Here is a 23,161-nt window from a genome sequence, read left to right on the forward strand (position 1 = left end):
ATGCGCCATATCCTCACAGTGCTACTGGCTTGCGTTGCAATATGTCTCAGCGCCCATGCGCACGCACAGGCGACACCGGTTTTGGTGCGCGCGGGCGAGCATCAGGAGTATACCAGACTCATCCTCGAGCTTCCTGAACAAAACCAATGGCAATTGGGCAAGGGCACAAGCTCGGCGCGGCTTGATATCGAAGGGCCCCCTCTCGAATTCGATCTGACACAAACATTCGCACGCATTCCACGCACAAGACTGCGCGAATTGCGGGCATCACAAGGTGGCCTCGATCTTTACATCGCATGCGCGTGTGACATTCAGGCCCGCGAGGATATTCCACAATTCCTGATTATCGACATCATCGGGCGTGGCACTCATGCCAGTTTTGCGCCGATGACAGCCCCACGCCCACCAAAGCGCCCTGCCCGGTTGAGGGCAGACAGGAACGGCGGGGCTGCTGATCCGCGACGTGCAGGTACGCAACTGGCGCAAGCGTTGCGACGCGGGACATCGGATAGGGTGCTGCCACATGCCCTGACACTCAGTGGCGTCATTGGCACCGCACCCATGAGACCTGAACAGCCAATGAACAACGCCGCCACAATCGAGACGTCACACCGCGCAGCCGTCGCAATCGAACTCGGACATGTGCTGGCCAGTGCGGTATCTTCTGGCAAGCTTCAGGCGACCACAGATTTCACCGCACCCACTGATCCCGAACACAATCACGACGGCGATACGCACCGCATCGAGGGTGATCTGGATGCACATTTCTCCATTCAGGCGCAAGCTCGGACGCGGCCAGAAACCACTGTATCGCCTGCGCTGCACTGCCCCGATGCGTCATTCATTGATCCCTCAGACTGGTTCGCGCAAACTGATCCTGCCAAGGTTTCGCAGAACCTCGGAAATCTGTTCAATGACTTCGATCAGGCAGACCCAGACCATATACTCAAATCGGCACAGCATTTCATTCTACTCGGATTTGGCGCAGAGGCGCGGATGGTCCTGTCACTGCTCCCCCAGCCAGATGCGGCGGCAGAAACGCTGAGGGGCATCAGCTATCTGGTCGATATGTCGCCATTGCCTGCACCAATCGATTTCGCGCCGCTGGACTCCTGTGGTCCCATGGGCAGTCTGTGGGCGTTTCTTGCCAGCCGTGACACGGCGCTCCCGGCGGGAACTTTCATCGACAATCTGGTTCAGGCCTTGCAAACCCTGCCGCCGCATCTGCGCCTGCATCTTGGGCCAGAGGCCGTGCAGCGACTGGCCGCGCTGGGGCGACGGGAAGAAGCGCAAGTCATTCTCACCTCATTAGAGCGCGTCGCGCACGCAGAGTCTGCCCAGTTAAATCTGGCAAGGGCGACCCTGGATTTGGCAGATGCCCGATCCGACAAGGCGCATATACTAGAAGGCGCGCTTTCCCCGACCACCTCGGATGATGACCTGATTTTCTTGCTGTCGCGCCGCGAAGCGCAAGGAAACCCTTTGGAAGCCAGCCTTCTCGATGCTGCAACAACACGCCTTTTTGCGCTGCGGGGGACGCTGGCAGGACAAGAAATCGCACGTCTTCTCGTTCGCGCTGCGGGCCGGTCCGGTGACTTTCAACAAGCTTTCCAAATGTTGGATAGCCGCGATGCGGCTTTTGCAGAAAACGCCATCAGACCTTTGCGGATTGAGTTGCTGACAGGCTTGCTCACGCAGGCCGAAGACACTGGCTTTATAACCGTGATGTTCGAACAGCGCCCTTGGGATATGACCTATCTGCCCCAGGCGCTTGTTGCACAGCTTTCCGCACGTTTGCGCGGTTTGGGCTTCGACAGGCAGGCTCGATTGATGGAGCGGCCCGCAGAAAATGAAGAATGGCAAGGCGCACGCAGTGCTGTGCCGTCACGCCTGACGATAACTGGCCCAACAAGTGCTCGGAACGCGGATATACCAACCGCACAAGACAGTACGCAGCAAGGGCACACAAATGCCCTGCCCCCACAGGTTCCGACCTCAATATCGCGCGCGCCAGACATATCCTTGGATGAGGCTGATATTCGCCGCGCCCGCGCGGCCCAAACTCAGGCGCAGCGTGAACGGAATAACACAGCACCAACTGCGCCCACGCCTGAACCACTGGCCACATTGACGGGGGCGCCAGATGCTGAGTTTCAGGCAATGAGCGAACCAAACCAGCGCAATCAGAACGCCAACCCAGACACACGCGGCACAGAAGTGACGGATGCCGGGCCGGAAACCGGCATGGCGATCCTGACGCAGAGCCGAGACGCCCTTGGGCAAAGTGCTGAACTGCGCGCACGCCTTCAAAGCCTGCTTGATGAGAGCATTGAGCGCTAACCGCCCTATGAAATCGGGGGGACTTCGCTCCATCTGAACGAAAGTCATATGCTCTGACCCCAAAAGACCGGCCCGGCGGAGGTCTTTCTGCGACCTGCAACCCGAACCTAGTGCCTCGCTTCGGGGTATTTGACAGCTTTGATTTTTTCTGAATCTCTGTGGAGCGTAGCAGCTTTCTGGGGGTGAGATGATGACAAGAGGGTGCAAGCCGAAGTATGTAGTTCGACTGACGACAGAGGAGCGTGAACACCTTGAAGGGATGATCAGAACGGGTCGGCAAGCCGCCTACAGACTGCTGAAGGCGCGGATTTTGCTGAAGGCGGATGTGTCCTCTGATGGCCCGGGATGGGAAGATGCGCGCATTGCCGAGGCATTAGAGACCAGTCTCTCGACTGTTTTCCGCACCCGGCGCCAACTTGTGGAGGAAGGGCTTGAGGCGACTTTAGCGCGCAAAGTTCCAGCGTCGCTTTCACAACCTCGGATCTTCGATGGGCAAGCCGAGGCCAAGCTGATCGCGCTTGCCTGTTCCGAACCACCCGAAGAATATACGCACTGGACACTCAGGTTGTTGGAAAAGCGGGTTGTCGAACTGGGCATTGTTGAGCAGGCCAGTGATACCACAATCCAACGCACGCTTAAAAAAACGCGCTCAAACCGCACCGGAACCGGTACTGGGTAATCCCACCCAAAGCCAACGCTGGTTTCGTGGCGGCCATGGAGAATGTGCTGGACGTCTACACCCGTCCACACGATCAAAACCGTCCGCTGGTTTGTCTGGACGAGACCAGCAAACAATTGACCCGTGAGACCCGCACACCCATTCCCATGCAGCCAGGGCGCGAGGCGCGCCATGACTACGAATATGAACGCGCAGGTGTCGCCAGCCTGTTCATGTTATTCGCTCCTCTGGAGGGCTGGCGCCACGTCGAGATACGCGATCGACGCACTGCCATCGATTATGCCCATATCCTGCGCGATCTGGCTGATCTCCACTTTCCCTATGCCGAAAAGATCGATCTCGTGCAGGATAATCTGAACACCCACAACCCTGCATCGCTGTACGAGGCTTTCCCGCCTGCCCAAGCGCGCCGCATCGCACAACGGTTCGAATGGCACTACACGCCAAAACATGGGTCTTGGCTCAACATCGCTGAATGTGAACTCAGCGTCCTCGCTCGCCAATGTCTGGCCCGGCGCATCCCGGACAAAACTATGCTGAAGGCCGAAGTCGATGCATGGACAACAAATCGCAACTCCCAACGCGCCAAAACCAACTGGCAGTTCACAACTCAAGACGCGCGCACAAAGCTTATCCGGCTTTATCCGCAAATCGAGTGAATCGCAGGACTAGCGCCGCGCACTAAATATTGCCCGGCCTCTTCTGGCCGCGCCGGGGCGGGTTCCAACGACAAACCCTAAGAGCCTCGCCTATGCTTCGCGTTCATTCCCCCAAGCTCAAGTTCAGGGGCGCAACACGCGCAAGATAGCGGCCGTGCAGAAGGCAAAAGACATGCGCCGCCCACGCACTGCTTTGCACTGCACGCCCTCTCTTGTGAGGGGGATTGCCTTTGCTTATGGTGGCTGCATGTCGCGCGGAATCCTTCATCATTTTCTTCCCGCCAGTTTCTACGGGCGCGCAATTCTGATTCTCATCATTCCGATCATCGTGATTCAGATCGTTCTGTCCGTCGTGTTTATCCAGCGCCATTACGAGCGCGTGACAGCACAGATGACGACCAACATTTTGCGCGACATCAGGTTTCTGACCGGACGGCTGGACGCAAGTCCGGAGCCGCAAGCCGTAATGCTGTCCCTGTCGGATCTGGTGGAAATCTTGCAGATCGAAATCCGGCTTCCCTCGGACGCAGCGCCCATGCCTGCCGAGGATCAGGTTGCGCGGTTCGACCTTGCTGGCAAGGAAATCATCCGTGTGCTCAGATCCGAGTTGTCATCCTTTCGCATGGCCGATCTGTTGCGCGAGTCGGGGACTGTGCGGCTTTGGCTGGACAGCCGTCATGGCGTGGTGGAAATTCTGCTGCCGCGCAGGCTGGTGACAACCCCGAACCCGCATCAATTGCTGGTGATTGTCTTTCTGGCCTCTGGACTGATGACCCTGATCGCCTTTCAATTTCTGCGGCTGCAAATTCGGCCTATTCGCAGATTGGGTGCGGCAGCCGAAGCCTATGGCCGGGGGGAACGGGTGGCGCTGCGGCCCTCTGGCGCGCGCGAGATCAGAGCGGCGGCGCATGCGTTCATGGATATGCGCAACCGGATCGAACGCCAGCGCGCGCAGCAAAAAATCATGCTTTCAGGGGTCAGCCATGACATGCGCACACCGCTGACGCGCATGCGCCTGATCCTGTCCATGATGCAAGATGACGAGGATCGCACGGCACTTGAGACCGAAATCTCGGACTTGGAGGCGCGGCTTGACGGGTTTCTGGATTACACGCGCGGGCAAGTGCAGGATGAACAGCAATTAACCGACCCGCTTGCGCTGGTCACTAATCTGGTAGAGCGGTATCGCGCGGCGGGCCATAGCATCACGCTGGCGAAATTGCCCAAGCGGCCAAAGCCAATCATCCTGCATCCGGGCAGCATGACACGGGCGCTTGATAATCTTATCAGCAACGCCTTGCGCCATGCCAGCCGGGTGGTCGTCAGTGTTTCCATGCAGGATGGCTGGCTGGAATATTGCATTGATGATGACGGTCCGGGCATTTTGCCAGAAGACCGCGCGCGGGCATGCGACCCGTTTGTCAGGCTGGACGAGGCGCGCAATTCCGACAGTGGCGGCATGGGCCTTGGACTGGCCATTGCCGCAGAATCCGCGCGCGACCATGGCGGCACGCTGGTGCTGGAGGACAGCCCGGACTTGGGCGGGTTGCGTGCCGTAATGCGGCTACCGGCGCGTCACAGCCTGTAAAGTTCAGTGAATTTGGCTTCCAGATAGGCCATCAAGGGCTCTTCATCGGGGGTGAATCCGCAAGCCTGTGAGATTGTCTCGGTGGGGCCGCGCAAAGCGCCAAACTGCTGCAAGCGTGTGTTCAGCCATTCGGTCGCAGCACGGGTATCGCCCGCCGCCAACTGCGTATCCAGATCGGGCAGATCGGCGCGCAATGTCTTGTGCAGGCACCCCGCATAGAGATTGCCCAAGGCATAGGTCGGGAAATACCCAAACAGCCCCACCGACCAATGAACATCCTGCAACACGCCATTGGCAGGCTTGTCGACAGGATAGCCGAAATCAGCCTCAAAGCGGGTGTTCCATGCCTCTTCCAGATCATCCGCACTCAGGCTTCCCCGGATCAGCGCGCGCTCCAGATCGAAGCGCAGCATGATATGCAGGTTATACTGCACCTCATCAGCCTCGGTGCGAATATAGCCTTTGTTCACGCGGTTCACGGCGGCATAGAACGCGTCCGTATCGGTGATGGAGAGCGGCCCGAATTCCTGCTCCATCGCGCCATGCAACCAGCCACAAAACGCCCGCGAGCGACCCAACTGGTTTTCATAGATACGACTTTGGCTTTCATGCACACCCATGGACACTCCGCGCCCGATGGGCGTCAGGGCATGGGCGGGGTCGACGCCCTGTTCATAGGCGGCATGGCCGACTTCGTGGATGGTGGAGTAAAAGCAATTGAACGGGTCTTCCAGAGCGACACGGGTGGTGATGCGCACATCGTGGCCAGACCCGGAGGAAAATGGGTGGACAGCCAGATCAATGCGACCACGGGTGAAATCATAGCCGAAATGTTCGGCCAGCCTGCGCGACACACGCATTTGCCCATCTTGCGCAAAATGCCCGGTCAAGGCAGGGGGCGTGTCTGCACCAAGTATCGCCTCGCGCAATGCAACAAGTCGCGGGCGCATACGGGCGAAGGTTGCCGCAACGGTGTCGGAATCCGTTTCGGGTTCATAGTCTTCCATCAATGCGTCATAGGGGTCGCCGCCGCCCGCGATGGCCTGCCCTTCTTCAATGCGCAAGGCGATCATCTGTTTCAGCCATGGCAGGAACGCCGCCACATCCCCTGCCAGACGCGCCTCTTCCCATGCGGTTTGCGCAAGCGGTGTCACGCGCGCCAGTTCCGAGGCAAGGCGCGCAGGCACTTTGGTGTTGCGGGCATAGTCGCGGCGCAATTCGCGCAGATTGGCGGCACCGACTTCATCGGGGGCTTGTGCCTGTTCCAGCCAGTCCCCAAGGCGCGGGTCCGTCCGGCGGGCGTGCAAGACATCTTCCAATGCTGCCATTTCATCAGAGCGCTGCGCATTCGCCCCGCGCGGCATCATGGTTTGCTGATCCCAGCCCAAACGACCGGAAATCTGCGCCAAAGCTTCGGTCTGACGGGCAAAGGCCATCAGGTCTTGATATGCAGTCATGTTTTTACCCCTTGCCCGCGCAAATTGTCAAAGCGCGGGAATTGCGCCAGATGGCGGGCGCGAATGATGACAACCCACAGCAACACCGCCGTTGCCTGATGCGCAATGCCCAATTGCCATGGCGCGCCATGCAGCACCGTCACGACCCCCAAGACGATCTGCGCGGCCATCACCGCAAACATGACATGAAACGCTGTGCGCGTGGCGGAATGGCTGGATTTGCGGCCCCGCAGCCAGACAACAAGCGCAAAGATCGCCAGCAGATACCCGGCCTTGCGGTGGATGAATTGCGTCGTGGCGGGATTTTCAAAGAAATTCGTCCATAGCGGCTGCATCGCCAGCAGTTCTGGCGGGATAAAGACACCATTCATCAACGGCCAATCCGTATAGCCGCGACCCGCGTCAATGCCCGCGACCAATGCGCCAAGGATGATTTGCAGAAATGCAAAATGCATCAGCCCTGTGGACATGGAAAATAATTTGCCTTCGCGCGCACGGCGTGCCGCGATCAACTCTGCCTCGGGGCGGTTCAGAAGGAAACTGTACCACGCGATCATCCCCAGTATCACAAAGGCCAGCCCCAAATGCACCGCCAGCCGGTAAGAGGCGACAGCCGTCATCCCCTCATTCAGGCCAGAGGCAACCATCCACCAGCCAATCGCCCCTTGCACGCCGCCCAGCGCGCCAAGCGCCAGCAAGCGCGGCGTCCAGCCTGTGGGAATGCGCTTGGTCAGCCAGAAGAACAAAAAGCCCACGCCCCAGACCAGCCCGATCACGCGGCCAAGCTGGCGGTGCCCCCATTCCCACCAATAGATGACCTTGAATTCCTCCATCGTCATGCCACGGTTGAGCAACTGGTATTGGTCGATCTGACGGTATTTGTCGAATTCCTCTTGCCACATCTCGGCACTCAGCGGGGGAATGGCCCCGGTCACAGGCCGCCATTCGGTGATCGACAAGCCGCTATCGGTCAGCCGGGTCATACCGCCCACCACGATCATCACACAGACCAGCGCGAACAGTGACAGCAGCCAAAGCCTGATAGCCCCGCGCGCGCCCTTTGGGTGCCGGTCTATGCCGCCGGTCTGAGGGGCGGTGCGGGCGGTCTTCGCCTCGCTCACATCTTCAAAAATCGCGCGTTTCCGGGCCATCTGGCGCTCCTGTCTCGTTCTCGCGGAAGCTAGTGTGTGCGTGCAAGGGGTTCAAGCGCAGAACAGCGCCTGCGACAGCCTGAACCAGCGCCTAGCGCTGCCCGCGCGCGCCCACAAGTTTGCGCAACATACCATGCAGACTTTGTACATCCGCGCGCGTCAATGCCAGCCGCGCCCACATGTTGCGCAGGTTCAGTTTCATATGCTCGGCCTTGTCGGGCGGAAAGAAAAACCCGGCGGATTGAAGCCGCTCTTCGAAATGGTCACCAAGTTTCTCGCGCTCGATGGATGTGGCGAAATCCGTGCCGGCCATCGCCATAACCTCGGCCGGGGATTCCAGCCCGAGCCGAGCATGTTCATAGGCAATCAACAACACACATTGCGCCAGATTAAGTGAATAAAAGGCAGGGTTCACCGGCACTGTGATTATTGCATTGGCGCGGGCCACATCTTCGTTTTCCAGTCCCGCGCGTTCCGGGCCGAACAAGACCGCCACGCGCTTGCCCGCTGCGGCCATGGCGCGGGCCTCGATCATGGCGCGTTCGGGCGTCAGCACGGGCTTGGTCAATTCGCGCCCCCGCGCCGTGGTGGCATACACATAGTCGCAATCGCCAATCGCGGCGGACAGATCGTCAAACACCCCTGCACGGTCCAGCACTTTATACGCCCCCGAGGACATGGCCGAGGCTTTCGGATTGGGCCAGCCGTCGCGCGGGGCAACCAACCGCATACGGGCACAGCCGAAATTCAGCATCGCGCGCGCGGCGGCACCGATATTCTCGCCCATCTGGGGGCGCACCAGAACCATGAACGGGGTTGGTGCATCGAACAACTGATCATCAAGCGGGGTCATGGGGCCTCTGGATCGGGGGTGTGAGATGTGCCTTAGCGCCCTGCTGTCGCTGCTTCAAGCAGGCGCGTGCTTGTTTCCGCCCGATACGCGGGCTATGAGGGCGCAAGTTATGCACACGAGGCGCGCCATGAGCCCAGAGACACCACAGCTTTATCTGATAACCCCACCGGCCATCGATCTGGAGCTGTTCCCGAACATCCTAGCACGGGTGCTGGATGCGCATGACGTGGCCTGCCTGCGCCTGTCGCTGGCAACCCGCGACGAGGATGCAATCCTGCGCGCAGGGGACGCGTTGCGCGAACTGGCACATGCACGCGATATTCCATTGGTGATTTCAGATCATGTCCTGATGGTCGAACGCTTGGGGCTGGACGGCGTACATCTGAGCGAGGGCAATCTGCGCATCCGCAAACTGCGCGAAGAATTGGGCGCAGACGCGATCATCGGCGCATATTGCGGAACCTCTCGTCATGACGGCCTGAACGCGGGCGAAGCGGGGGCGGATTATGTCAGCTTCGGGCCGGTCGGCCACACAGCGCTTGGCGATGGCCAACTGGTCGAGCGCGACGTGTTTGAATGGTGGTCCGAGGTGATCGAACTGCCGGTGGTCGCCGAAGGCGCGCTGAGCCGTGACGTGGTCGAAGCCATTGCGCCGATCACCGATTTCTTCGCGTTTGGGGAAGAAATCTGGTCAACAGATGACCCCGCGCTGACCCTGTCGGATTTGACCGCGACCCTGCGCTAGCGCTCTGCCTCAAAGCCTGCGCGCACAGCGGACTCACAAGCCAAGGTCATGGCCTTTCGGTCGGGCATATCGGTCACAGCAATGGGCGGGTGAAACAGCACCTCTACCCGGCCCTGCCGTGGCGCGGCCAGTATGCGCAGCAAGTGATGCCCAAAATCCATATCACCCCACCAGCCATAAAACCGCGGATCAGCACCATCTGGTGCGATGTATTTCACGCTTACAGGCTGAATATGCAGCAGATCGCGCAATTCCGGCGCAAAGAACGCGGCGAAAAGCGTTGATTTGAAGGGCAAAACGCGCTGGCTGTCGGAACTGGTGCCTTCGGGGAAGAACAAAAGCCTGTGCCCTGCCCGCAAGCGCGCCTCGAATAGCAGCTTTTGCTGTGGTGCCTCGCGGCGGTCGCGGCGGATGAATACGGTTCCGGTTGCGCGGGCCAGCCAGCCGATGCCGGGCCATTGCGCCACTTCGGCCTTGGACACGAAAAACACCCTGTCTGCGGCGTTCAGCACAAAGATATCCAGCCAAGACGCATGATTGGCCACCATCGCGCCGCGCATTGCCATAGGCTGGCCCTGCACAGTCAATCGCAGCCGCAGTATTTTCAACGCGATGCGACACACCGCTTGGGTAATGAACGGTGTCATCGGGCGGCGGACACCAAATAGGGGCCGCTCTACCAAGCGAAGCGCCATCTTTATGATCAGCCCGCCAAAGACCACCCCCGCCAGCAGAACCGCACGCCACAGGATACGCGGCCAGTCTAGGATGGTTATTGATGCCTTTGGGGGCGGCACATCGGAAGTCCAGGTCATGCCTGCCCACTCTCGGCTGTGCCACGCAACGTGAACGCGCGCGCCTGCGCAGACATCGCGGCGGTATCCAGAATAATGCAGACATCCGTGGTGCGGAATGCCGGGTCCACATAGACCCCTTCGCCCACAACCCCGCCCAGTCGCAAATAGGCACGGATCAATGACGGCATCTGCGCCAGTGCCACCCGCCGGTCAAGCACATCGCGCGTAAGCGGGGCAAAGCTGTTGGTTTGGCGTGCGCGCACGCGCAGTTCTTGGGGGGCAAGATGGTGGTGATGCAGCCAACCGAGCGATTGCGCCCAACGCTGCGGGTCAGCACCGTGAAAACTGGCCGCGCCAAACAGGATATCGATGTCATGATCGAGCACATATTGCGCCAGACCTTGCCACAACTGAAGCATACCAATGCCGCCACGATGACTGCGATCCATGCATGATCGGCCAAGTTCCAGCAAACGTCGGCCAGAATGGCGCAGCGGTGTCAGGTCGAATTCGTCATCGCAATAGAACTGTCCCGGCGGGGTCACGCGCGTGTCCGGCAGCAGGCGATACGCACCGACAACATGGTCCGAGGCTGCGGGGTCGCGTGTTTCATCGATCAGCAAAAGATGGTCAAAGATCGCGTCGAACCGGTCGCGCTCCAACCGCGCGGCATGATCGACCAGATCACCCGTGCCGCCCATTTCCTCGATGAAGACACGGTAGCGCAACCGCTGGGCCGCGCGCAGATCGTTCTCATTGGCGGCAAGGCGCACAGTCAGTTGATGGGCCTGCGCACATCCCGGTCCTGCCATGCTCATCTGTGTCGCTGCTCCCGTGTTTCTTGGCACTTGTGTCACCGCGCTATCACAAAGTCCCGCGCGCGCTCATCAAAAATATTTTTCACGAAACAGGCTTGATTGCACGTCTTGGCTGTGAGACGCTCAAATCTCTGTTTCTGAAACGAGAATTAAAGCAACTTTTGACCCATTAATTACCTGTTTACCCGCTTCAACGAAACTGACTGTGACCATTTCGCCAATACGTGATTGAACCTGTCCGATACCCCATTCCGGGTATTGTGGGTGACGAACGAACATTCCGGGGGCAAGAATAAGATGGCTCATAATGCCATTCATAGCGCTGCGCATCACGCAGGGCAAATTAGAAACGCGCCGCAGGAATTATCTGCCTTATACCAAGTCTCGCGAAATCTGACTCTTCTGAGGGTTTTGGGATTCCCAAATCTATGAAGATCTGACTCAATGGCGTCAGATTTTCTGGGGAGGGCCTCTCTATGGGCGCAGCGCTCGCGTTACGGACAGACTACGACGGCATGAAGTTGAGAGAACTTGCGCGAAAGACAAAGGATGCCAACCAAGCCCGCAGGCTTTTGGCGCTGGCGGAGATCTATGATGGCGGTCGGCGCAGCGATGCTGCTCGGATTGGTGGTGTTGGCCTACAAATTGTCCGTGACTGGGTGGAGCGGTTTAATGCCCGCGGGCCTGACGGCTTGATCAACGGCAAAGCTCCTGGTCAGCAGTCTAAGCTTAACGATGAGCAGCGCAGGGCGCTTGCTGCAATTGTTGAGAGCGGTCCGACCTTATCGGTCCATGGGGTCGTCCGCTGGCGCCTGAGTGATCTGAGGAAATGGATTGCAGACACATTTGGGATTTCACTTCACGAGACGTCGATAAGCCGGGAACTCAGGGCGCTTGGTTATGTCAAACTCACAGCACGCCCGCGCCATCACGCGCAAGATACAGCCGCACTGGAGGACTTTAAAAAAAAGGGTTTGCAGCCGCAGTAGCAAAGCTCCGCGCACGGCTCCTGCAAGGCACTGTGATCGAAGTCTGGTTCCAAGATGAAGCGCGTGTCGGCCAGAAAAACAAGATCACGCGCCGATGGGCGAAGCGCGGTACGCGACCTTCCGCCCCACATGATCAGCGCACGAGTTCAAGCTACATCTTTGGAGCGATTTGCCCAGCCCTCGGGAAAGCTGCAGGTCTTGTGCTGCCAGCGTGCAATACCGAAGCGATGGCCCTGCATCTTGCTGAAATCTCCCAAACTGTCGCACCCAAAGCACATGGGGCTGTGCTCGTGGATCAAGCCGCATGGCACATGACTGACAAGCTGGTCATTCCGGACAACATCACCATCATCCCGATCCCCGCAAAATGCCCAGAACTCAATCCAGTCGAAAACATCTGGCAATTCATGCGAGACAACTGGCTATCAAACCTCATCTTCGAAACCTATGAAGACATCGTAGATCATTGCTGCAAGGCTTGGAACAAATTGGTCAGCATGCCCGACACAATCACCTCCATTGGAACCCGCGACTGGGCTCAAGAGTTCTGATCAATGCTGATTGGTATTAGTCGCATCTCGCATCTGCCACGATCTGGTCAGCCCTATGGGCGCAATCGGAAATGGGGTCGAATTGATGCAACTGGTTACGTCGACACCCTCGGCAGAGTTGTCGCTTATCGCTGAAAGTACAGACAGCGCAACGGCACGCCTGCGCTTCTATCGCATCGCCTTCGGCATCGTCTCGGCGGGGCAGTTGATATCGCACCCCGAAGTCTTGTCTGTTCTGAACGCCTTGCAGGCGCATCAGAAGCACAGGGTCATCTGGAACTGTCAGACCAACCTGACCCGCCAACAGATCAAGCTGATGTTCTTGCTGCTGATGTGTATGGAAACTGCAATTCCATGGGGTGGCGACATCGAAATCAATTCAGTCCAAACCGGGGTGCAGCTTGTTGCACGTTCGGATCGGCTGAGGATTGATGACAGGCTTTGGGCCGCTTTGCACGCGGGCGGCTTGGTAGAAGATTTGACATCGGCAACCATACAATTTGCCTTGGCTGGCACCGAAATCGTGACGCAGGGGTGTCCCGTGGTCATGGCGGAGCATGGAAATGCCTATGTGCTCGATGTTATGCTTGGATCATGACCGCAGTATAGTTCCCATTATGGTTATGTCGCACACATCTCGACCAGATGACCACTTCGCCCCAGCGATACGCTGATTTTACTGTATGATCCTGACAAGGGTTATTCCGTCCAATAGGCTGAAATCGGTGGGTTTCTGCCCATTGATATATCAAGATGTGACAGCGGCGCAGAATGTGTTAAGGTGGCGTTATAGAGACAGGGTTATGCCCGAAAGGAGAGAATACCATGAGACTGATCCCAATTACCATTCTCGCAGCAGCGCTGACACTGGCAGGGTGCCAGATGACACAGACAGAGCGTAGTGTCGTTGGCGGTGTCGCAGGTGCGGCTGGCGGCTTGGCCGTGGGCAACTTGCTTGGCGCAAATACCAACTGGACCATCCTGACAACTGTTGCCGGTGCAGCAGCAGGTACCCTTTTGGCACAGAATCAGAACACTGGCAGATGCGCCTATGCACGCGGTGACGGCACTTATTACGAGGCAGCCTGCCCCTGATTTCGGTCAGATAGATTGAAAAAAGCCCCGGTTTTCACCGGGGCTTTTTACTGGGCACACATGCGAGATCAGGCCGCAGGCATGCGCTGTTCGGCCAGTTCCACCCAGAAACTGCACCCGGCGGGAATAACCGAATCGTTAAAGTTATACGCCGGATTGTGCACATCAGCCGTGTCACCATTGCCGACAAGGATATAGGCACCGGGGCGTTCTTCCAGCATATAGGCGAAATCCTCGCCGCCCATCACCAGAGGGGCTGCGGCACAATCGCCTGACACCGCGCGCGCAGCAGCGGCAGCGTATTCGGTTTCCGTCTCGGAATTCACCATAACCGGATAGCCGCGGCGGTAATCGACATGCGCCTGTGCGCCAAAAGCGGCGGCAGTGTGTTCTGCCAGTGCCTTGATCCGCGTCTCTGCCAGCTCGCGCGTCTCGGTGCTCAGGGTGCGCACTGTGCCGCGCAGGGTCACATGCTGGGGGATGACATTGAACGCCTGCGATTCGGTCACGAAAGAGGTGACCGAAACCACAGCTTCCATCGTGGGATCAGCATTGCGGCTGACGATGGTCTGCATCGCCACAACCAGATGCGCGGCGACCACGGTGGTGTCGACACATTGATGCGGTTTGGCGGCATGGCCCCCGCGCCCCTCGACCGAGATTTCGAACTGGTCGGTTGCGGCGAAAAACGCGCCCGGTCGGATTGCAAATTCACCGGCAGGATTGCCCGGCCAGTTATGCATTCCGTAAACTTCCTGAATGCCGAAGCGCTCCATCATACCGTCGCGGCACATCTCGTCACCGCCGCCGCCACCTTCTTCGGCGGGCTGAAAGATCACGACCACTGTGCCGTCGAAATTGCGCGTCTCGGCCAGATATTTGGCCGCGCCCATCAGCATGGCAGTATGTCCGTCATGGCCGCAGGCATGCATCTTGCCCGCTTCCTTTGAGGCATAGTCCACACCTGTCGCCTCATGGATCGGCAGCGCATCCATATCGGCGCGCAAGCCCACCACACGACCAGAGCCAGAGCTTTTGCCCCGGATCACACCCACAACGCCCGTGCGCCCGATTCCCTCGACCACCTCGTCGCACCCGAATTCACGCAGCTTTTCGGCCACGATCCCGGCAGTGCGGTGACAGTCGAACAGAATTTCGGGGTGGGCATGGAAGTCTTGCCGCCAGGCAGTAATTTCCGGCAGCATTTCGGAAAATCGGTTTTTGATTGGCATGTATCTTCCTCTGTCGTGCGTAATCCGGTGCTTGTGCACCATTTCTGCTGGCAGAGTGCCATAGTCAAAGGCGCAGGGCTAGAAGGACGCGCAAAAAACTTCACATGTTCACGCTTTAAGCATGAAACTCGCCCAAATGATACCCTTGCAGATAGAGCAGCGCGCTCAGATCGCCATGATTGATGCGCAAGGTGCATTGCGCGGCAACACTGGGTTTTGCGTGCAGTGCAACCCCGGCACCCGCACGCCCCAGCATGCCCAGATCATTGGCCCCATCGCCCACAGCCATCACCTCGGCAGGCGAAATGCCCAACCGCGCGCTGATCTCATCCAGTGCTGCCACCTTTGCCTCGCGGCCCAGAATGGGGTCCGCCACAGTGCCTGTCAGCTTGCCATCTTTAATTTGCAGCGTATTGGCGCGATGCTCGTCAAAGCCCAGCGCCTGCGCCACATGGGTTGTAAAGGCCGTGAACCCGCCCGAAACAAGCGCCGCATAGCTCCCATTGCCCTTCATTGTGGCAATCAGCTCGCGCCCGCCGGGGGTAAAGGTGATCCGCGCGGCCATGACTTTGGCGATCACGCTTTCATCCAGCCCTTTCAGCAACGCCACACGTTCGCGCAGCGCCTCCTCAAATTCCAACTCGCCATTCATGGCGCGTGCGGTAATGCCTGCGACATAGGCACCTACGCCCGCCTCATCGGCCAATTCATCAATGCATTCCTGCCTGATCATGGTGCTGTCCATATCGGCCAGAAGCATCCGCTTGCGCCGCCCTTCGGCGGCTTGCACGGCCAGATCAATGCCCAATGGCTGCAAATCCTGCCAGACCTGCCAAAGATTGTCGGGCATCACCGCAAGCGAAAATTCAGCGGCAACACCAGGGTTCAGCCACACCGCCGCGCCCCCGCCCCACGCATTGCGCAAGGCCTCAACAGTGGCGGCGTCCAGCTTCGGGGTGGCAGGATTGGTCAGTAAAGTGGCGACATACATGGGCAAAGGTCCGGGGCAAGTTTCCGATGGTGAACAGCCTGCGTCGTTTTTGCACGCTCAAGCGGCGCTCTAGTGCAATTTTCTATCTTGTGCCAGCCCGGATTGCGCCGTAGAGGCAGCAGTGGGACACCCTTCCCCAACGAAGGGTATAAGTCATTGTTGTATTTCCTTTTATTTACAGTTTGTTAGTTTGATCTGCCGTTTATCTTGTGTCTAATTTGTGCCAAAAAGTACATCCGTGATAGTCGGATCGTCCAGTGCATGGGCGTAGTATTTCATCACTGTGGCAACGTCTTTCCAGCCACCTCGAACAGCGACAGTCTTCGCATCTATTCCCGCTTGTAGCATTGAAGTCGCAAACCCATGGCGGCAGCAGTGTGGTGAAAGCTTCTTGATGCCAGCACGTTCTGATACGTTGTTCCAGACCTGACCAACACTTTCACCAGAGGCATACTGAAACACCAGATCATCAGGGTTGCGGTTTGAAGGAATGTTAGCCAACGCAGCAATGACTGGCGACGACAGGTGTGCTTCCCGCTGTTCGTCAATCTTTGTTTGATTGATCAGCGCTTTCCTCTGAAACAACTCAACGTCGCTCCATTTAAGAGCGCATGCTTCGCCACGGCGCGCGCCGGTACCGAACATAAACAGGCAGAGGGCGGCCAAATGGGGCAAGCCATCCTGCGTTGCTTGCATAGCGAAGGCTTCCACCCAAGCCCTCGTGACTGGAGTCTTTCTTTTGGCATTTACTTTAAAACGCTTCACCTTAATCGAGGCACACCAATCCAGTTCTGCAGCGTAGTTTATGATAGCTTGCGCGGGCACGATGCCCTGACGGTTCAGGGTTGCGTTTGCTGCGGCCGGATATAGCTTTCGCGCCATCTGACGAATGGCTTCACCAGTGATTTTGGGGACAAGCGTGTCTTTCCAAAAGTCTTCGATGCGTTCCAGAAATCGGGGGTCTCGCCCCGCTTGCCGATAAGCAATCGCCGCCTGCGCAAACGTCAACGTTGCGCCTGGCCCATCGAGATGACGTTGCCACGCTTTGTTCTCGACTTCTGCTGCGATCCTTTCCGCAATCCTTTTGTCCGTAGCGCCTGTAGTGCCTCGAAGTCGCCCTCCGGCAACTGTCCCTTGGTAGTGCCAGGTTTTGTTGCGCTTGATGACCTTGAGCGGCATTCCATCGCCTCCATAAACGCGACCACGTGATGGTCTAACATAATGACTTTCTGTCCAACTTTGCAAAAGACGCCAAGCTCTCGGACAGTGTCACATACAAAGCGAGGTGAAGCGCCAAGTTTCGCCGCTAGTTCTTTTGGCGTGGTGTGGATTGGAACGATATCAGCCATCGATTTTTTCTTGGGTATTGTCGGTGACTGTTGAACTGGCAGAAGACTTGATCAGTGCTTCCATCTGATCTGGTGTCAGCAGCATAAGTCTGCCTATTTTGTAGAAGTTTCCGCTCTGGTGCGCCCTTGATCTGATTAAACGAGGCGAAACATGAACACCGTGTTCCTGCAAAGCTTCGCTCCACGCCTCGGGTGTTTGGCCTTTTGTGAGCAGTTCGGACATTGCGCTCTCCGCATAGAATGTAATCTGTTGCAAGTATTGACACGGTACGCGCAGCATGTATATCCGTTCCGGTAAAATAATTCATTACCGGAACATACGTTCCTAATTCGAAATTGGAGTAAAGCTTATGACTGGCTATAAGTTAAAAACCGGAACTGAAGAAGATTGGTCCCGATTGGAGGCTAGAGAGCAGCTTCGCTTTGAGGTTGAACAAAAGGACATCGAGAACGCCCCCGTATCGCCACTCCATGAAAACCTTCGGCACCTCAGAATGCGCATGAAACTCAAGAAGCAAGAAATGGCCGACCTACTCGAAATTACTCCGCGAACCTATTACACTTATGAGGAGGGTGCGCGACCTATACCATCAACCACACTAGTGCGGCTTGCTGTCAGAACGGGCGTCGACCTGAATAAGCTGTTGCTGGGTCGTTCAGCCTCAGCCAATCCCCAGCTGGTTCAATCCGCGATTGATGACATGTTTCACATCATGAAATATCTGACGCGCGAGTACCCAAAAATGGATATGACGGACAAGCTGGAAGTCGCCCGGTTTTCAGTCAGCTTCGATTGGCAAGGTTGGCCACGCCTACACCCCGACATGATTCGCGATGCGGTAAAGATGGTCACCCGATATCGCTTTCATCCTGAAGACCTTCCTGCTCCTCCGGACCCGGAGCATTATGGCGAAGACACGGAACGCTATCAGGAAGATGAGGCGATTTGGCAGGCGATGGTCGATGAAGACTTGGGTCCTATGCAAGAAGAACACCCAACCAATGATAGTTCACGTTGAGTGTCTTTCATGTATTGTTCGCGGCGAGAACAATACACGAAACAATACCAAGATATTCAAAGCTAAATTTTTGCTTTCGGACTAAGTAAAATCAGCTACCAGGGGTCAGTTTCGGTGGCAGGGGCAGGACTGCGGGGAATGCATATGCCCCCAACGCCCCCCCGCAAAGTTGCTGACAGCGGGCGTCCAGCGCGGCGCGGGTCACGCCAACTTCGACCGCCAGTTCGCCCGCGACGTCCCGGTTGATCGAAGTGGTCGGCATCTCTGTCAGGCCCTGACAGACGCTGACCTTTTCGCCGGCTGTCGGTGTGTCGCCTTTGACGATTTCTGCAAAACGCCCCGGGCTGATTTCACCGTAGCTGGTCGACCCGTGGGAGGCGTAGGCTTGCAAGGTCGTCATCCGGGGGCGGGGTGCGGTGGTCATGCTGTCGTTTCCGGTCTCGTGGCGTCTACACTGTGAACTGGTAACGCCCGCACCCGGTCCGGTCAAAGATCGAGGTTGGACGGTTCGACGGTCTGTTCGCCTGTCAGGGCTTCGATGATCTGGCTGTCGAGTGCATCGCGGTGCTGGCGGGCCAGATCGAAGTCATCGAGGCGGAACGTGATCCCTGTATTGCCAGATCGGGTGCCGTAGCTGATGGTGAAGATCGCGACACAATCGGGGAACAGCTCGCGGACGCGCGGATAAGCGAAGTTGTAGTCGGTGGTCGTGTCGAAAGCATCACCGCCGCTGCGCCGACAGGGCACGTAGCTGTCTGTCGTCTCGAACCCGCTGCGCAGGAAGGTGATCTCGCGCGGCGTCTGGCCGTCCAGATCGGGGATGAACCCTTCGGTGCCCCACGCATAGGTGAGCGTCACGCCGCCGCTGCGGGTCTCGACAAGGGACGGTGGGCCGTAGGTCTCTTCCATCTGGGCTTGCAGGGCCTGCGCGGTCGGCAGATCGGCGGAGGGCTGGTTCAGGGACCGTGTGAGCGTCATCGGGCGCTGCTCCATCACATCGGAGGTCAGCACGGCCCTGACGCGCTCCGGCTTGAATATCCGCGCCACACGCTCGTTCATGGTCTGACCGCCGATTTCGCGGTAGCGCTCGAAGGTGAACTCGAAGGATCGGCCGTCAGGAGATTGCACGGTCAGCATGTCGCTTTCACCTGTCGGCTCTTCATCGGAACGGCTGGCGAAAACTGCCATCACATCATCAAGACTGTCACCGGGTTGAATGCCGAGGATAGCATAGGGATAGGGCCGCTCTGCGGGCGGATCAATCGGTGTCAGGACGTTCTGTGCGGCAACGAATGTCGGCAGGATAGCGAGGCAGGTTGTCGCCATGAAAGCGCGGGTGGGTGTGAGGGTGAACATCAGCAGAATGCCTCCGGCGCTTGCGCATGTAGTGCTTGCAGGTGTGCGAGCGGGTGGCCCGTAGCGAGCTGCTCGCCACACTGGTACCGGCTGAAGCTCCGGGTTTTGACCAGCCTGTTCAGCTCTTTGATCAGTTTGGTCGCGGCCGATCTAGCGTGAAGCAGATCGGCGTCAGTGTATCCAAAGGTGTCGGACCCTGCTTCCAGCTTGTAGAAGCTGCCGTCAATTAGCTGATTAGCGAACACATAACTGCGCGGCAGGCTGCTTTTCAGCATTGGTGATCCATAAAGCGCTTGCCGATGGATCGCTTGATGTTCTTCAGTACCCATCAGTCCGGTCGCCAAACCGAACATTTTCCGAACCGGGCAAAGATTTGATGTGACCCAGCTGCTGATCCATGTCGCTTCGAAGTAGCCGGAAAACGGCATGACAATCAGGTCACATTCAAGCAGCACGTACTCGATCAACTTGTTTGGCGCTTTCGGCGTGTCGATCAGAATGTGTGTGCAGCCCGCAGTGAGGAGTTCCTTCTTCGCGCTGTAAAAGCTGTCGAAGTCCCAAGCCGAGGCCGTCACCAACTGGTCCGGTCCGATACCTGAGGTCAACATACTGGTCTGCCATTGTCTGATGAAGGACTGACCACTTGGCGGCCACCGACGTGCCTCTTCCGTCGTGTCGATAACACCTACCCGATGGCCCGCCTCGATAAACGCCGATGCTGTCGCCATGACCACTGTGGTCCGGCCCGAGCCGCCCTTCGGGGCAAAGAATGTGATAGTGTGCATGATCGGTCTCCAGAATGGTGGACGGTTTCTGGCTCACCATATCACCCCCACTTTGGGGGTAAACCCGAAATGGGGGTAGCGATCTGTCAAATCATTTGGCGGATCGATCATTGGCTGGAACAGTTCACACCGAGGCTTATAAAAAGTTACTCAGGGCCTTGGTCGAGGCGCGATGTGCTGCCGGCTTATCACAGGCGCAGCTTGCGAAAATGCTTGGGAAGCCTGCATCTTTCGTCGGGAAATACGAACTTGGTGAGCGCAGACTCGATGTGATCGAGTTCATGGTCGTCCTGAAGGTGCTGCGCCGAGATATCGGAGACCTGTCTGAGTTTGGGCAGGTTGACCTGCCGGATCACCTTTGATGTTTCACTTCAGACCTGTGCGTGTAAGTTCGTCAAGACCGATGCGTAGCCGCTGCGCAGTTTCTGGATCGCGCTCATCATCTTTGCCTTGCGCGAGCCATGCACCATCTGCCGCAAGGCGGACAATCTCGTGCACAAGGTCACCGTCAGTTACAGCATGGGCAGCAAGCCGCTTACGGAGCCATGAGGACCATAGGCTGTGCAGCCGTTCCTCGGCCGCAAGCGACACACCCAGCGTTTTCCATGCACGCCCCAGATCGTGATGTTCCGGCCCCAGCGCGCATGCAACATAGGCACGTGTGAATGAACCATAAGGTTCCGGGTCTGCAGCAATGGCAGCGTCGATCGCTTTGTCGAGCTGTCGCATAATATCCATAACCATCTCGTCCAGAAGCGCGTCCTTGCTTGAGAAATGGTGAAACAGTCCGCCTTTAGTGACGCCAGCACCTGCGGCAACAGCTTGAGTGGTGACGGCATTGATGCCTTGTTCGGCAGCTATGCTGGCAGCATGATCCAGCAATGACCGACGCACTGCTTCAGGGGCTTTTTTCCGCATATGCGCCTCTGACATTACTTCCAGTCCATGCGCAAGACCATCACCAAAATGGATGACGAAACCCCTCAGGACTGATAACCAAAACACGCTGCCTCACGGCAACGCGTCACAGGTGGCCGGATACCCCGGAATCAGTGGCCGGATGTTGTCGGAATGAGTGGCCGGATGCTCCGGAATACGCATGCTGCACAGAGCCCCGTCTTCCTTCATGCGGACGGTCCCAAATCAAAGGCTAGTATCGAGACAGTCACCTTGCGTTCCGCGTCTTGTGCGAGCGAGAACACATACTGGTCACTCGTTTCATCAAGTCTCGTCGGACCAGAAATGAAATGCGGGTGCTGTTTGGTGGCCTCTCGCATCGTGCTTACCACGCCGGAAAATCCGATATTCCGATTGAACATGACTACGGCCGCTTTCGTATCGCGCCAAGTCAAGTAGCTGAGTAGCTGACTGATGGTGTCTAAGAAGAGTTTTGCACCGCCCCAGATTTTGAACTCTGCAACGAATAGGTTGCTGCCTTCATGCCTGATGGCGATGTCAGTTTTGCCGCTGTAATTGAATGCTTCCCCGGTAGCAGTGCCGAAATGTGCATTCAAAGGAACAAGAAACATGTCCCGTAGCGCTTCCTCGTCGAGCTGACGGGTGCGGGAGGAACTTTGCTCTATACTCCGCCCTGCCCCACGAATTAAGCCGAGGATCATTTCATATTGTGCTTGGTCCAATGTTGGATCTGGCGGAGCGGAGGCACGCATAGGCGGTAATTGTGGAGTGACCTTCTGCTTTACTACAGGAGGAACAAATGTTCGCGTGTCACCAGGCTTTTCCTTTAGTTTAATGCCGAGAGTTGCGAGTTGAGCCGCTGAACCCTTCTGCGCTAAGAGGCGTTCACGCCTATGAGCAATCTCCTGACCAACTTCTCGCCGCAGAGAGCTTTCGAAATTTTCCCACTGATTGCGATGCCAATTTAGATATTGGTTGACCGTTGCGACGAACTTATCGATCGTTTGTTTGACATCTCCAGCCTGCAGCGTTCGCCCAGCAATCGATAGATGCAGTGCATTGCCGTGTACGGTACCGCGCGGCGGCATCGAGTCCCATTGGTTAGGCCTCAGATCGAAAAAAGCAGAATCGCCGTTAAATGGGATCTCTACTTCAAACGACTCCCCAGGGACATTTACTGTGCCATCTAAGAAGTCCCGAACTGCGACTTGGCGTTCATGATGCTCGGCGCTAATATTTGCTTCGTCTAGCTGAGGTACCTCAGCGCTGTACTTCTGAACTAAATAATCAAGTAAGGTGCCTTCATCAGTATTCAGAATGCGTCGCTCTGGGAGCTGGGATGCTTCTTGCCGTGCCTGTTCGATCTGATTCCGCATAACAGCGTCGCCATCACCACTCATGAACATTAGCTTTGTTTCGCCGCTCTGCCTGTACATCCCTTGTTCCATTTTTGTTACGCTCAGTCTGATTGAGAGTATAGCCCGGCCACAATGATCATGGATAGTGCCCTAGATCGCCGCGCGACCGACGCTCGCAGTACTGACCCCGATGCGCCAAAAACGGTCGATTCCGCTTTGGACAGAAACGCTTGGGTTTTGTCCAGAGCAACTGTCGCGAAAGAGCCCATCAGCGACATTCAGGCAGGCCGCAGCATGGAAGAAGCCTTCGCACGTGCAGCATCGTGCTCGGCCCAAAGGGGACGGTCGGACACTCTCGACCGGTGCCAGCCCATTGAGGACTTTCGTGCCAAGCGCCACGCGCAGACGTTCTGATTGCCGAGCTTGCCGTC

24 protein-coding genes are annotated in these 23,161 nt (G+C 57.4%); 9 read left to right on the plus strand and 15 right to left on the minus strand.

The annotated features are described in order from the left end of the window. From BD293_RS10920 to BD293_RS10930, 3 genes are all read left to right on the plus strand, one after another. Complete coding sequence (locus BD293_RS10920; protein WP_142081628.1) at positions 1-2,340, plus strand: hypothetical protein; 2,340 nt, start codon at positions 1-3, stop codon at positions 2,338-2,340. Between the two features lie 190 nt (positions 2,341-2,530). Further along, positions 2,531-3,678, plus strand: a protein-coding gene (locus tag BD293_RS10925) for an IS630 family transposase (protein WP_142084373.1) whose coding sequence is annotated in 2 segments (ribosomal slippage) — positions 2,531-2,978 and positions 2,978-3,678 — 1,149 coding nt in all. Because the reading frame shifts where the segments join, the coding sequence is not laid out codon by codon here. 247 nt (positions 3,679-3,925) lie between these two features. Then, positions 3,926-5,266 (plus strand): ATP-binding protein, encoded by a 1,341-nt coding sequence (locus BD293_RS10930; protein ID WP_170207113.1) that lies wholly within the window; start codon positions 3,926-3,928, stop codon positions 5,264-5,266. Here BD293_RS10930 and BD293_RS10935 read toward each other — a convergent pair. The 3 genes from BD293_RS10935 to BD293_RS10945 form a co-directional block, all read right to left on the minus strand. After that, positions 5,254-6,723: a carboxypeptidase M32 gene (locus BD293_RS10935; protein ID WP_142081632.1), complete on the minus strand. Its 1,470-nt coding sequence runs from the start codon at positions 6,721-6,723 to the stop codon at positions 5,254-5,256. The genes BD293_RS10930 and BD293_RS10935 overlap by 13 nt on opposite strands. Then, on the minus strand, positions 6,720-7,874 hold the full coding sequence (ctaA, locus tag BD293_RS10940; RefSeq protein ID WP_142081635.1) for a heme A synthase: 1,155 nt from the start codon (positions 7,872-7,874) through the stop codon (positions 6,720-6,722). The genes BD293_RS10935 and ctaA overlap by 4 nt, the downstream gene beginning before the upstream one ends. A gap of 91 nt (positions 7,875-7,965) precedes the next feature. Next, entirely contained in the window at positions 7,966-8,727 is a 762-nt protein-coding gene (locus tag BD293_RS10945) for an RNA methyltransferase (protein WP_142081637.1), read from the minus strand. 127 nt (positions 8,728-8,854) lie between these two features. On the opposite strand from BD293_RS10945, the gene BD293_RS10950 reads away from it, so the two are divergent. Beyond that, on the plus strand, positions 8,855-9,472 hold the full coding sequence (locus BD293_RS10950) for a thiamine phosphate synthase (RefSeq protein ID WP_142081640.1): 618 nt from the start codon (positions 8,855-8,857) through the stop codon (positions 9,470-9,472). On the opposite strand, the gene olsA is transcribed toward BD293_RS10950, so the two are convergent. The 3 genes from olsA to BD293_RS10965 all read right to left on the minus strand — a co-directional run bounded on the left by olsA (position 9,469) and on the right by BD293_RS10965 (position 11,393). After that, the gene (olsA, locus tag BD293_RS10955; protein ID WP_142081643.1) at positions 9,469-10,287 is read right to left on the minus strand and encodes a lyso-ornithine lipid O-acyltransferase; all 819 of its coding nucleotides are present in this window, start codon (positions 10,285-10,287) and stop codon (positions 9,469-9,471) included. The two genes, BD293_RS10950 and olsA, sit on opposite strands and share 4 nt — an antisense overlap. Further along, positions 10,284-11,087, minus strand: coding sequence for an L-ornithine N(alpha)-acyltransferase (olsB, locus tag BD293_RS10960; RefSeq protein WP_246086274.1), 804 nt, complete (start codon positions 11,085-11,087; stop codon positions 10,284-10,286). Before olsB ends, olsA begins: the two co-directional genes overlap by 4 nt. 123 nt (positions 11,088-11,210) lie before the next feature. Continuing rightward, positions 11,211-11,393, minus strand: a complete 183-nt coding sequence (locus tag BD293_RS10965; protein WP_142081644.1) for a DUF3553 domain-containing protein — start codon at positions 11,391-11,393, stop codon at positions 11,211-11,213. A 170-nt stretch (positions 11,394-11,563) separates the two neighbouring features. Between BD293_RS10965 and BD293_RS10970 the strand changes: the two genes are divergently transcribed. The 3 genes from BD293_RS10970 (at position 11,564) to BD293_RS10980 (ending at position 13,722) form a co-directional block, all read left to right on the plus strand. Further along, positions 11,564-12,627, plus strand: a protein-coding gene (locus BD293_RS10970) for an IS630 family transposase (protein WP_142079576.1) whose coding sequence is annotated in 2 segments (ribosomal slippage) — positions 11,564-12,049 and positions 12,052-12,627 — 1,062 coding nt in all. Because the reading frame shifts where the segments join, the coding sequence is not laid out codon by codon here. Between the two features lie 55 nt (positions 12,628-12,682). Continuing rightward, the gene (locus tag BD293_RS10975; protein WP_142081646.1) at positions 12,683-13,225 is read left to right on the plus strand and encodes a histidine phosphotransferase family protein; all 543 of its coding nucleotides are present in this window, start codon (positions 12,683-12,685) and stop codon (positions 13,223-13,225) included. 227 nt (positions 13,226-13,452) lie between these two features. Next, positions 13,453-13,722: a glycine zipper 2TM domain-containing protein gene (locus BD293_RS10980; protein ID WP_142081648.1), complete on the plus strand. Its 270-nt coding sequence runs from the start codon at positions 13,453-13,455 to the stop codon at positions 13,720-13,722. A 68-nt stretch (positions 13,723-13,790) separates the two neighbouring features. On the opposite strand, the gene BD293_RS10985 is transcribed toward BD293_RS10980, so the two are convergent. The 4 genes from BD293_RS10985 to BD293_RS11000 form a co-directional block, all read right to left on the minus strand. Then, positions 13,791-14,954 carry a M20 aminoacylase family protein gene (locus BD293_RS10985; protein ID WP_142081651.1) on the minus strand — a complete coding sequence of 388 codons (1,164 nt, stop codon included), beginning with the start codon at positions 14,952-14,954 and terminating at the stop codon, positions 13,791-13,793. Between the two features lie 115 nt (positions 14,955-15,069). Then, positions 15,070-15,945, minus strand: coding sequence for a phosphoserine phosphatase SerB (serB, locus tag BD293_RS10990; protein WP_142081653.1), 876 nt, complete (start codon positions 15,943-15,945; stop codon positions 15,070-15,072). Positions 15,946-16,158: 213 nt separating this feature from the next. Next, a complete protein-coding gene (locus BD293_RS10995) occupies positions 16,159-17,124 on the minus strand; it encodes a tyrosine-type recombinase/integrase (protein ID WP_142081655.1) in 966 nt (321 codons plus the stop codon). A 162-nt stretch (positions 17,125-17,286) separates the two neighbouring features. After that, entirely contained in the window at positions 17,287-17,517 is a 231-nt protein-coding gene (locus BD293_RS11000) for a hypothetical protein (RefSeq protein WP_142081657.1), read from the minus strand. Between the two features lie 127 nt (positions 17,518-17,644). On the opposite strand from BD293_RS11000, the gene BD293_RS11005 reads away from it, so the two are divergent. Continuing rightward, positions 17,645-18,313 carry a helix-turn-helix domain-containing protein gene (locus BD293_RS11005; RefSeq protein ID WP_142081658.1) on the plus strand — a complete coding sequence of 223 codons (669 nt, stop codon included), beginning with the start codon at positions 17,645-17,647 and terminating at the stop codon, positions 18,311-18,313. A 91-nt stretch (positions 18,314-18,404) separates the two neighbouring features. On the opposite strand, the gene BD293_RS11010 is transcribed toward BD293_RS11005, so the two are convergent. From BD293_RS11010 to BD293_RS11020, 3 genes are all read right to left on the minus strand, one after another. After that, positions 18,405-18,737 carry a hypothetical protein gene (locus BD293_RS11010; protein ID WP_142081660.1) on the minus strand — a complete coding sequence of 111 codons (333 nt, stop codon included), beginning with the start codon at positions 18,735-18,737 and terminating at the stop codon, positions 18,405-18,407. A 62-nt stretch (positions 18,738-18,799) separates the two neighbouring features. Continuing rightward, positions 18,800-19,669, minus strand: coding sequence for a hypothetical protein (locus BD293_RS11015; protein ID WP_142081661.1), 870 nt, complete (start codon positions 19,667-19,669; stop codon positions 18,800-18,802). Beyond that, the gene (locus tag BD293_RS11020; protein ID WP_142081663.1) at positions 19,669-20,454 is read right to left on the minus strand and encodes a division plane positioning ATPase MipZ; all 786 of its coding nucleotides are present in this window, start codon (positions 20,452-20,454) and stop codon (positions 19,669-19,671) included. Before BD293_RS11020 ends, BD293_RS11015 begins: the two co-directional genes overlap by 1 nt. A gap of 110 nt (positions 20,455-20,564) precedes the next feature. Between BD293_RS11020 and BD293_RS11025 the strand changes: the two genes are divergently transcribed. Continuing rightward, on the plus strand, positions 20,565-20,816 hold the full coding sequence (locus BD293_RS11025) for a helix-turn-helix domain-containing protein (protein WP_142081665.1): 252 nt from the start codon (positions 20,565-20,567) through the stop codon (positions 20,814-20,816). Positions 20,817-20,820: 4 nt separating this feature from the next. Here the strand turns inward: BD293_RS11025 and BD293_RS11030 are convergent, their stop codons facing one another. After that, positions 20,821-21,372 carry a TetR/AcrR family transcriptional regulator gene (locus BD293_RS11030; protein ID WP_170207114.1) on the minus strand — a complete coding sequence of 184 codons (552 nt, stop codon included), beginning with the start codon at positions 21,370-21,372 and terminating at the stop codon, positions 20,821-20,823. Positions 21,373-21,578: 206 nt separating this feature from the next. After that, positions 21,579-22,772, minus strand: coding sequence for a hypothetical protein (locus BD293_RS11035; RefSeq protein WP_211841014.1), 1,194 nt, complete (start codon positions 22,770-22,772; stop codon positions 21,579-21,581). Between the last annotated feature and the right edge of the window lie 389 nt (positions 22,773-23,161).

The sequence above is a fragment of the Roseinatronobacter monicus genome (assembly GCF_006716865.1).
Classification (GTDB): domain Bacteria; phylum Pseudomonadota; class Alphaproteobacteria; order Rhodobacterales; family Rhodobacteraceae; genus Roseinatronobacter; species Roseinatronobacter monicus.

What these genes read in the sequence shown, in the direction of transcription:
- BD293_RS10920 (WP_142081628.1), top strand. Translation starts at nt 1, where the DNA reads ATGCGCCATATCCTCACAGTGCTACTGGCTTGCGTTGCAATATGTCTC.
- BD293_RS11030 (WP_170207114.1), bottom strand. Translation starts at nt 21,372, where the DNA reads ATGCGGAAAAAAGCCCCTGAAGCAGTGCGTCGGTCATTGCTGGATCAT.
- BD293_RS11005 (WP_142081658.1), top strand. Translation starts at nt 17,645, where the DNA reads ATGACTGGCTATAAGTTAAAAACCGGAACTGAAGAAGATTGGTCCCGA.
- BD293_RS10930 (WP_170207113.1), top strand. Translation starts at nt 3,926, where the DNA reads ATGTCGCGCGGAATCCTTCATCATTTTCTTCCCGCCAGTTTCTACGGG.
- BD293_RS11020 (WP_142081663.1), bottom strand. Translation starts at nt 20,454, where the DNA reads ATGCACACTATCACATTCTTTGCCCCGAAGGGCGGCTCGGGCCGGACC.
- BD293_RS10985 (WP_142081651.1), bottom strand. Translation starts at nt 14,954, where the DNA reads ATGCCAATCAAAAACCGATTTTCCGAAATGCTGCCGGAAATTACTGCC.
- BD293_RS11015 (WP_142081661.1), bottom strand. Translation starts at nt 19,669, where the DNA reads ATGTTCACCCTCACACCCACCCGCGCTTTCATGGCGACAACCTGCCTC.
- ctaA (WP_142081635.1), bottom strand. Translation starts at nt 7,874, where the DNA reads ATGGCCCGGAAACGCGCGATTTTTGAAGATGTGAGCGAGGCGAAGACC.
- BD293_RS11010 (WP_142081660.1), bottom strand. Translation starts at nt 18,737, where the DNA reads ATGACCACCGCACCCCGCCCCCGGATGACGACCTTGCAAGCCTACGCC.
- BD293_RS10995 (WP_142081655.1), bottom strand. Translation starts at nt 17,124, where the DNA reads ATGCCGCTCAAGGTCATCAAGCGCAACAAAACCTGGCACTACCAAGGG.
- BD293_RS10935 (WP_142081632.1), bottom strand. Translation starts at nt 6,723, where the DNA reads ATGACTGCATATCAAGACCTGATGGCCTTTGCCCGTCAGACCGAAGCT.
- BD293_RS10950 (WP_142081640.1), top strand. Translation starts at nt 8,855, where the DNA reads ATGAGCCCAGAGACACCACAGCTTTATCTGATAACCCCACCGGCCATC.
- BD293_RS10945 (WP_142081637.1), bottom strand. Translation starts at nt 8,727, where the DNA reads ATGACCCCGCTTGATGATCAGTTGTTCGATGCACCAACCCCGTTCATG.
- BD293_RS10980 (WP_142081648.1), top strand. Translation starts at nt 13,453, where the DNA reads ATGAGACTGATCCCAATTACCATTCTCGCAGCAGCGCTGACACTGGCA.
- BD293_RS11035 (WP_211841014.1), bottom strand. Translation starts at nt 22,772, where the DNA reads ATGAGTGGTGATGGCGACGCTGTTATGCGGAATCAGATCGAACAGGCA.
- olsA (WP_142081643.1), bottom strand. Translation starts at nt 10,287, where the DNA reads ATGACCTGGACTTCCGATGTGCCGCCCCCAAAGGCATCAATAACCATC.
- olsB (WP_246086274.1), bottom strand. Translation starts at nt 11,087, where the DNA reads ATGAGCATGGCAGGACCGGGATGTGCGCAGGCCCATCAACTGACTGTG.
- BD293_RS10965 (WP_142081644.1), bottom strand. Translation starts at nt 11,393, where the DNA reads ATGAGCCATCTTATTCTTGCCCCCGGAATGTTCGTTCGTCACCCACAA.
- BD293_RS10975 (WP_142081646.1), top strand. Translation starts at nt 12,683, where the DNA reads ATGGGCGCAATCGGAAATGGGGTCGAATTGATGCAACTGGTTACGTCG.
- BD293_RS11000 (WP_142081657.1), bottom strand. Translation starts at nt 17,517, where the DNA reads ATGTCCGAACTGCTCACAAAAGGCCAAACACCCGAGGCGTGGAGCGAA.
- serB (WP_142081653.1), bottom strand. Translation starts at nt 15,945, where the DNA reads ATGTATGTCGCCACTTTACTGACCAATCCTGCCACCCCGAAGCTGGAC.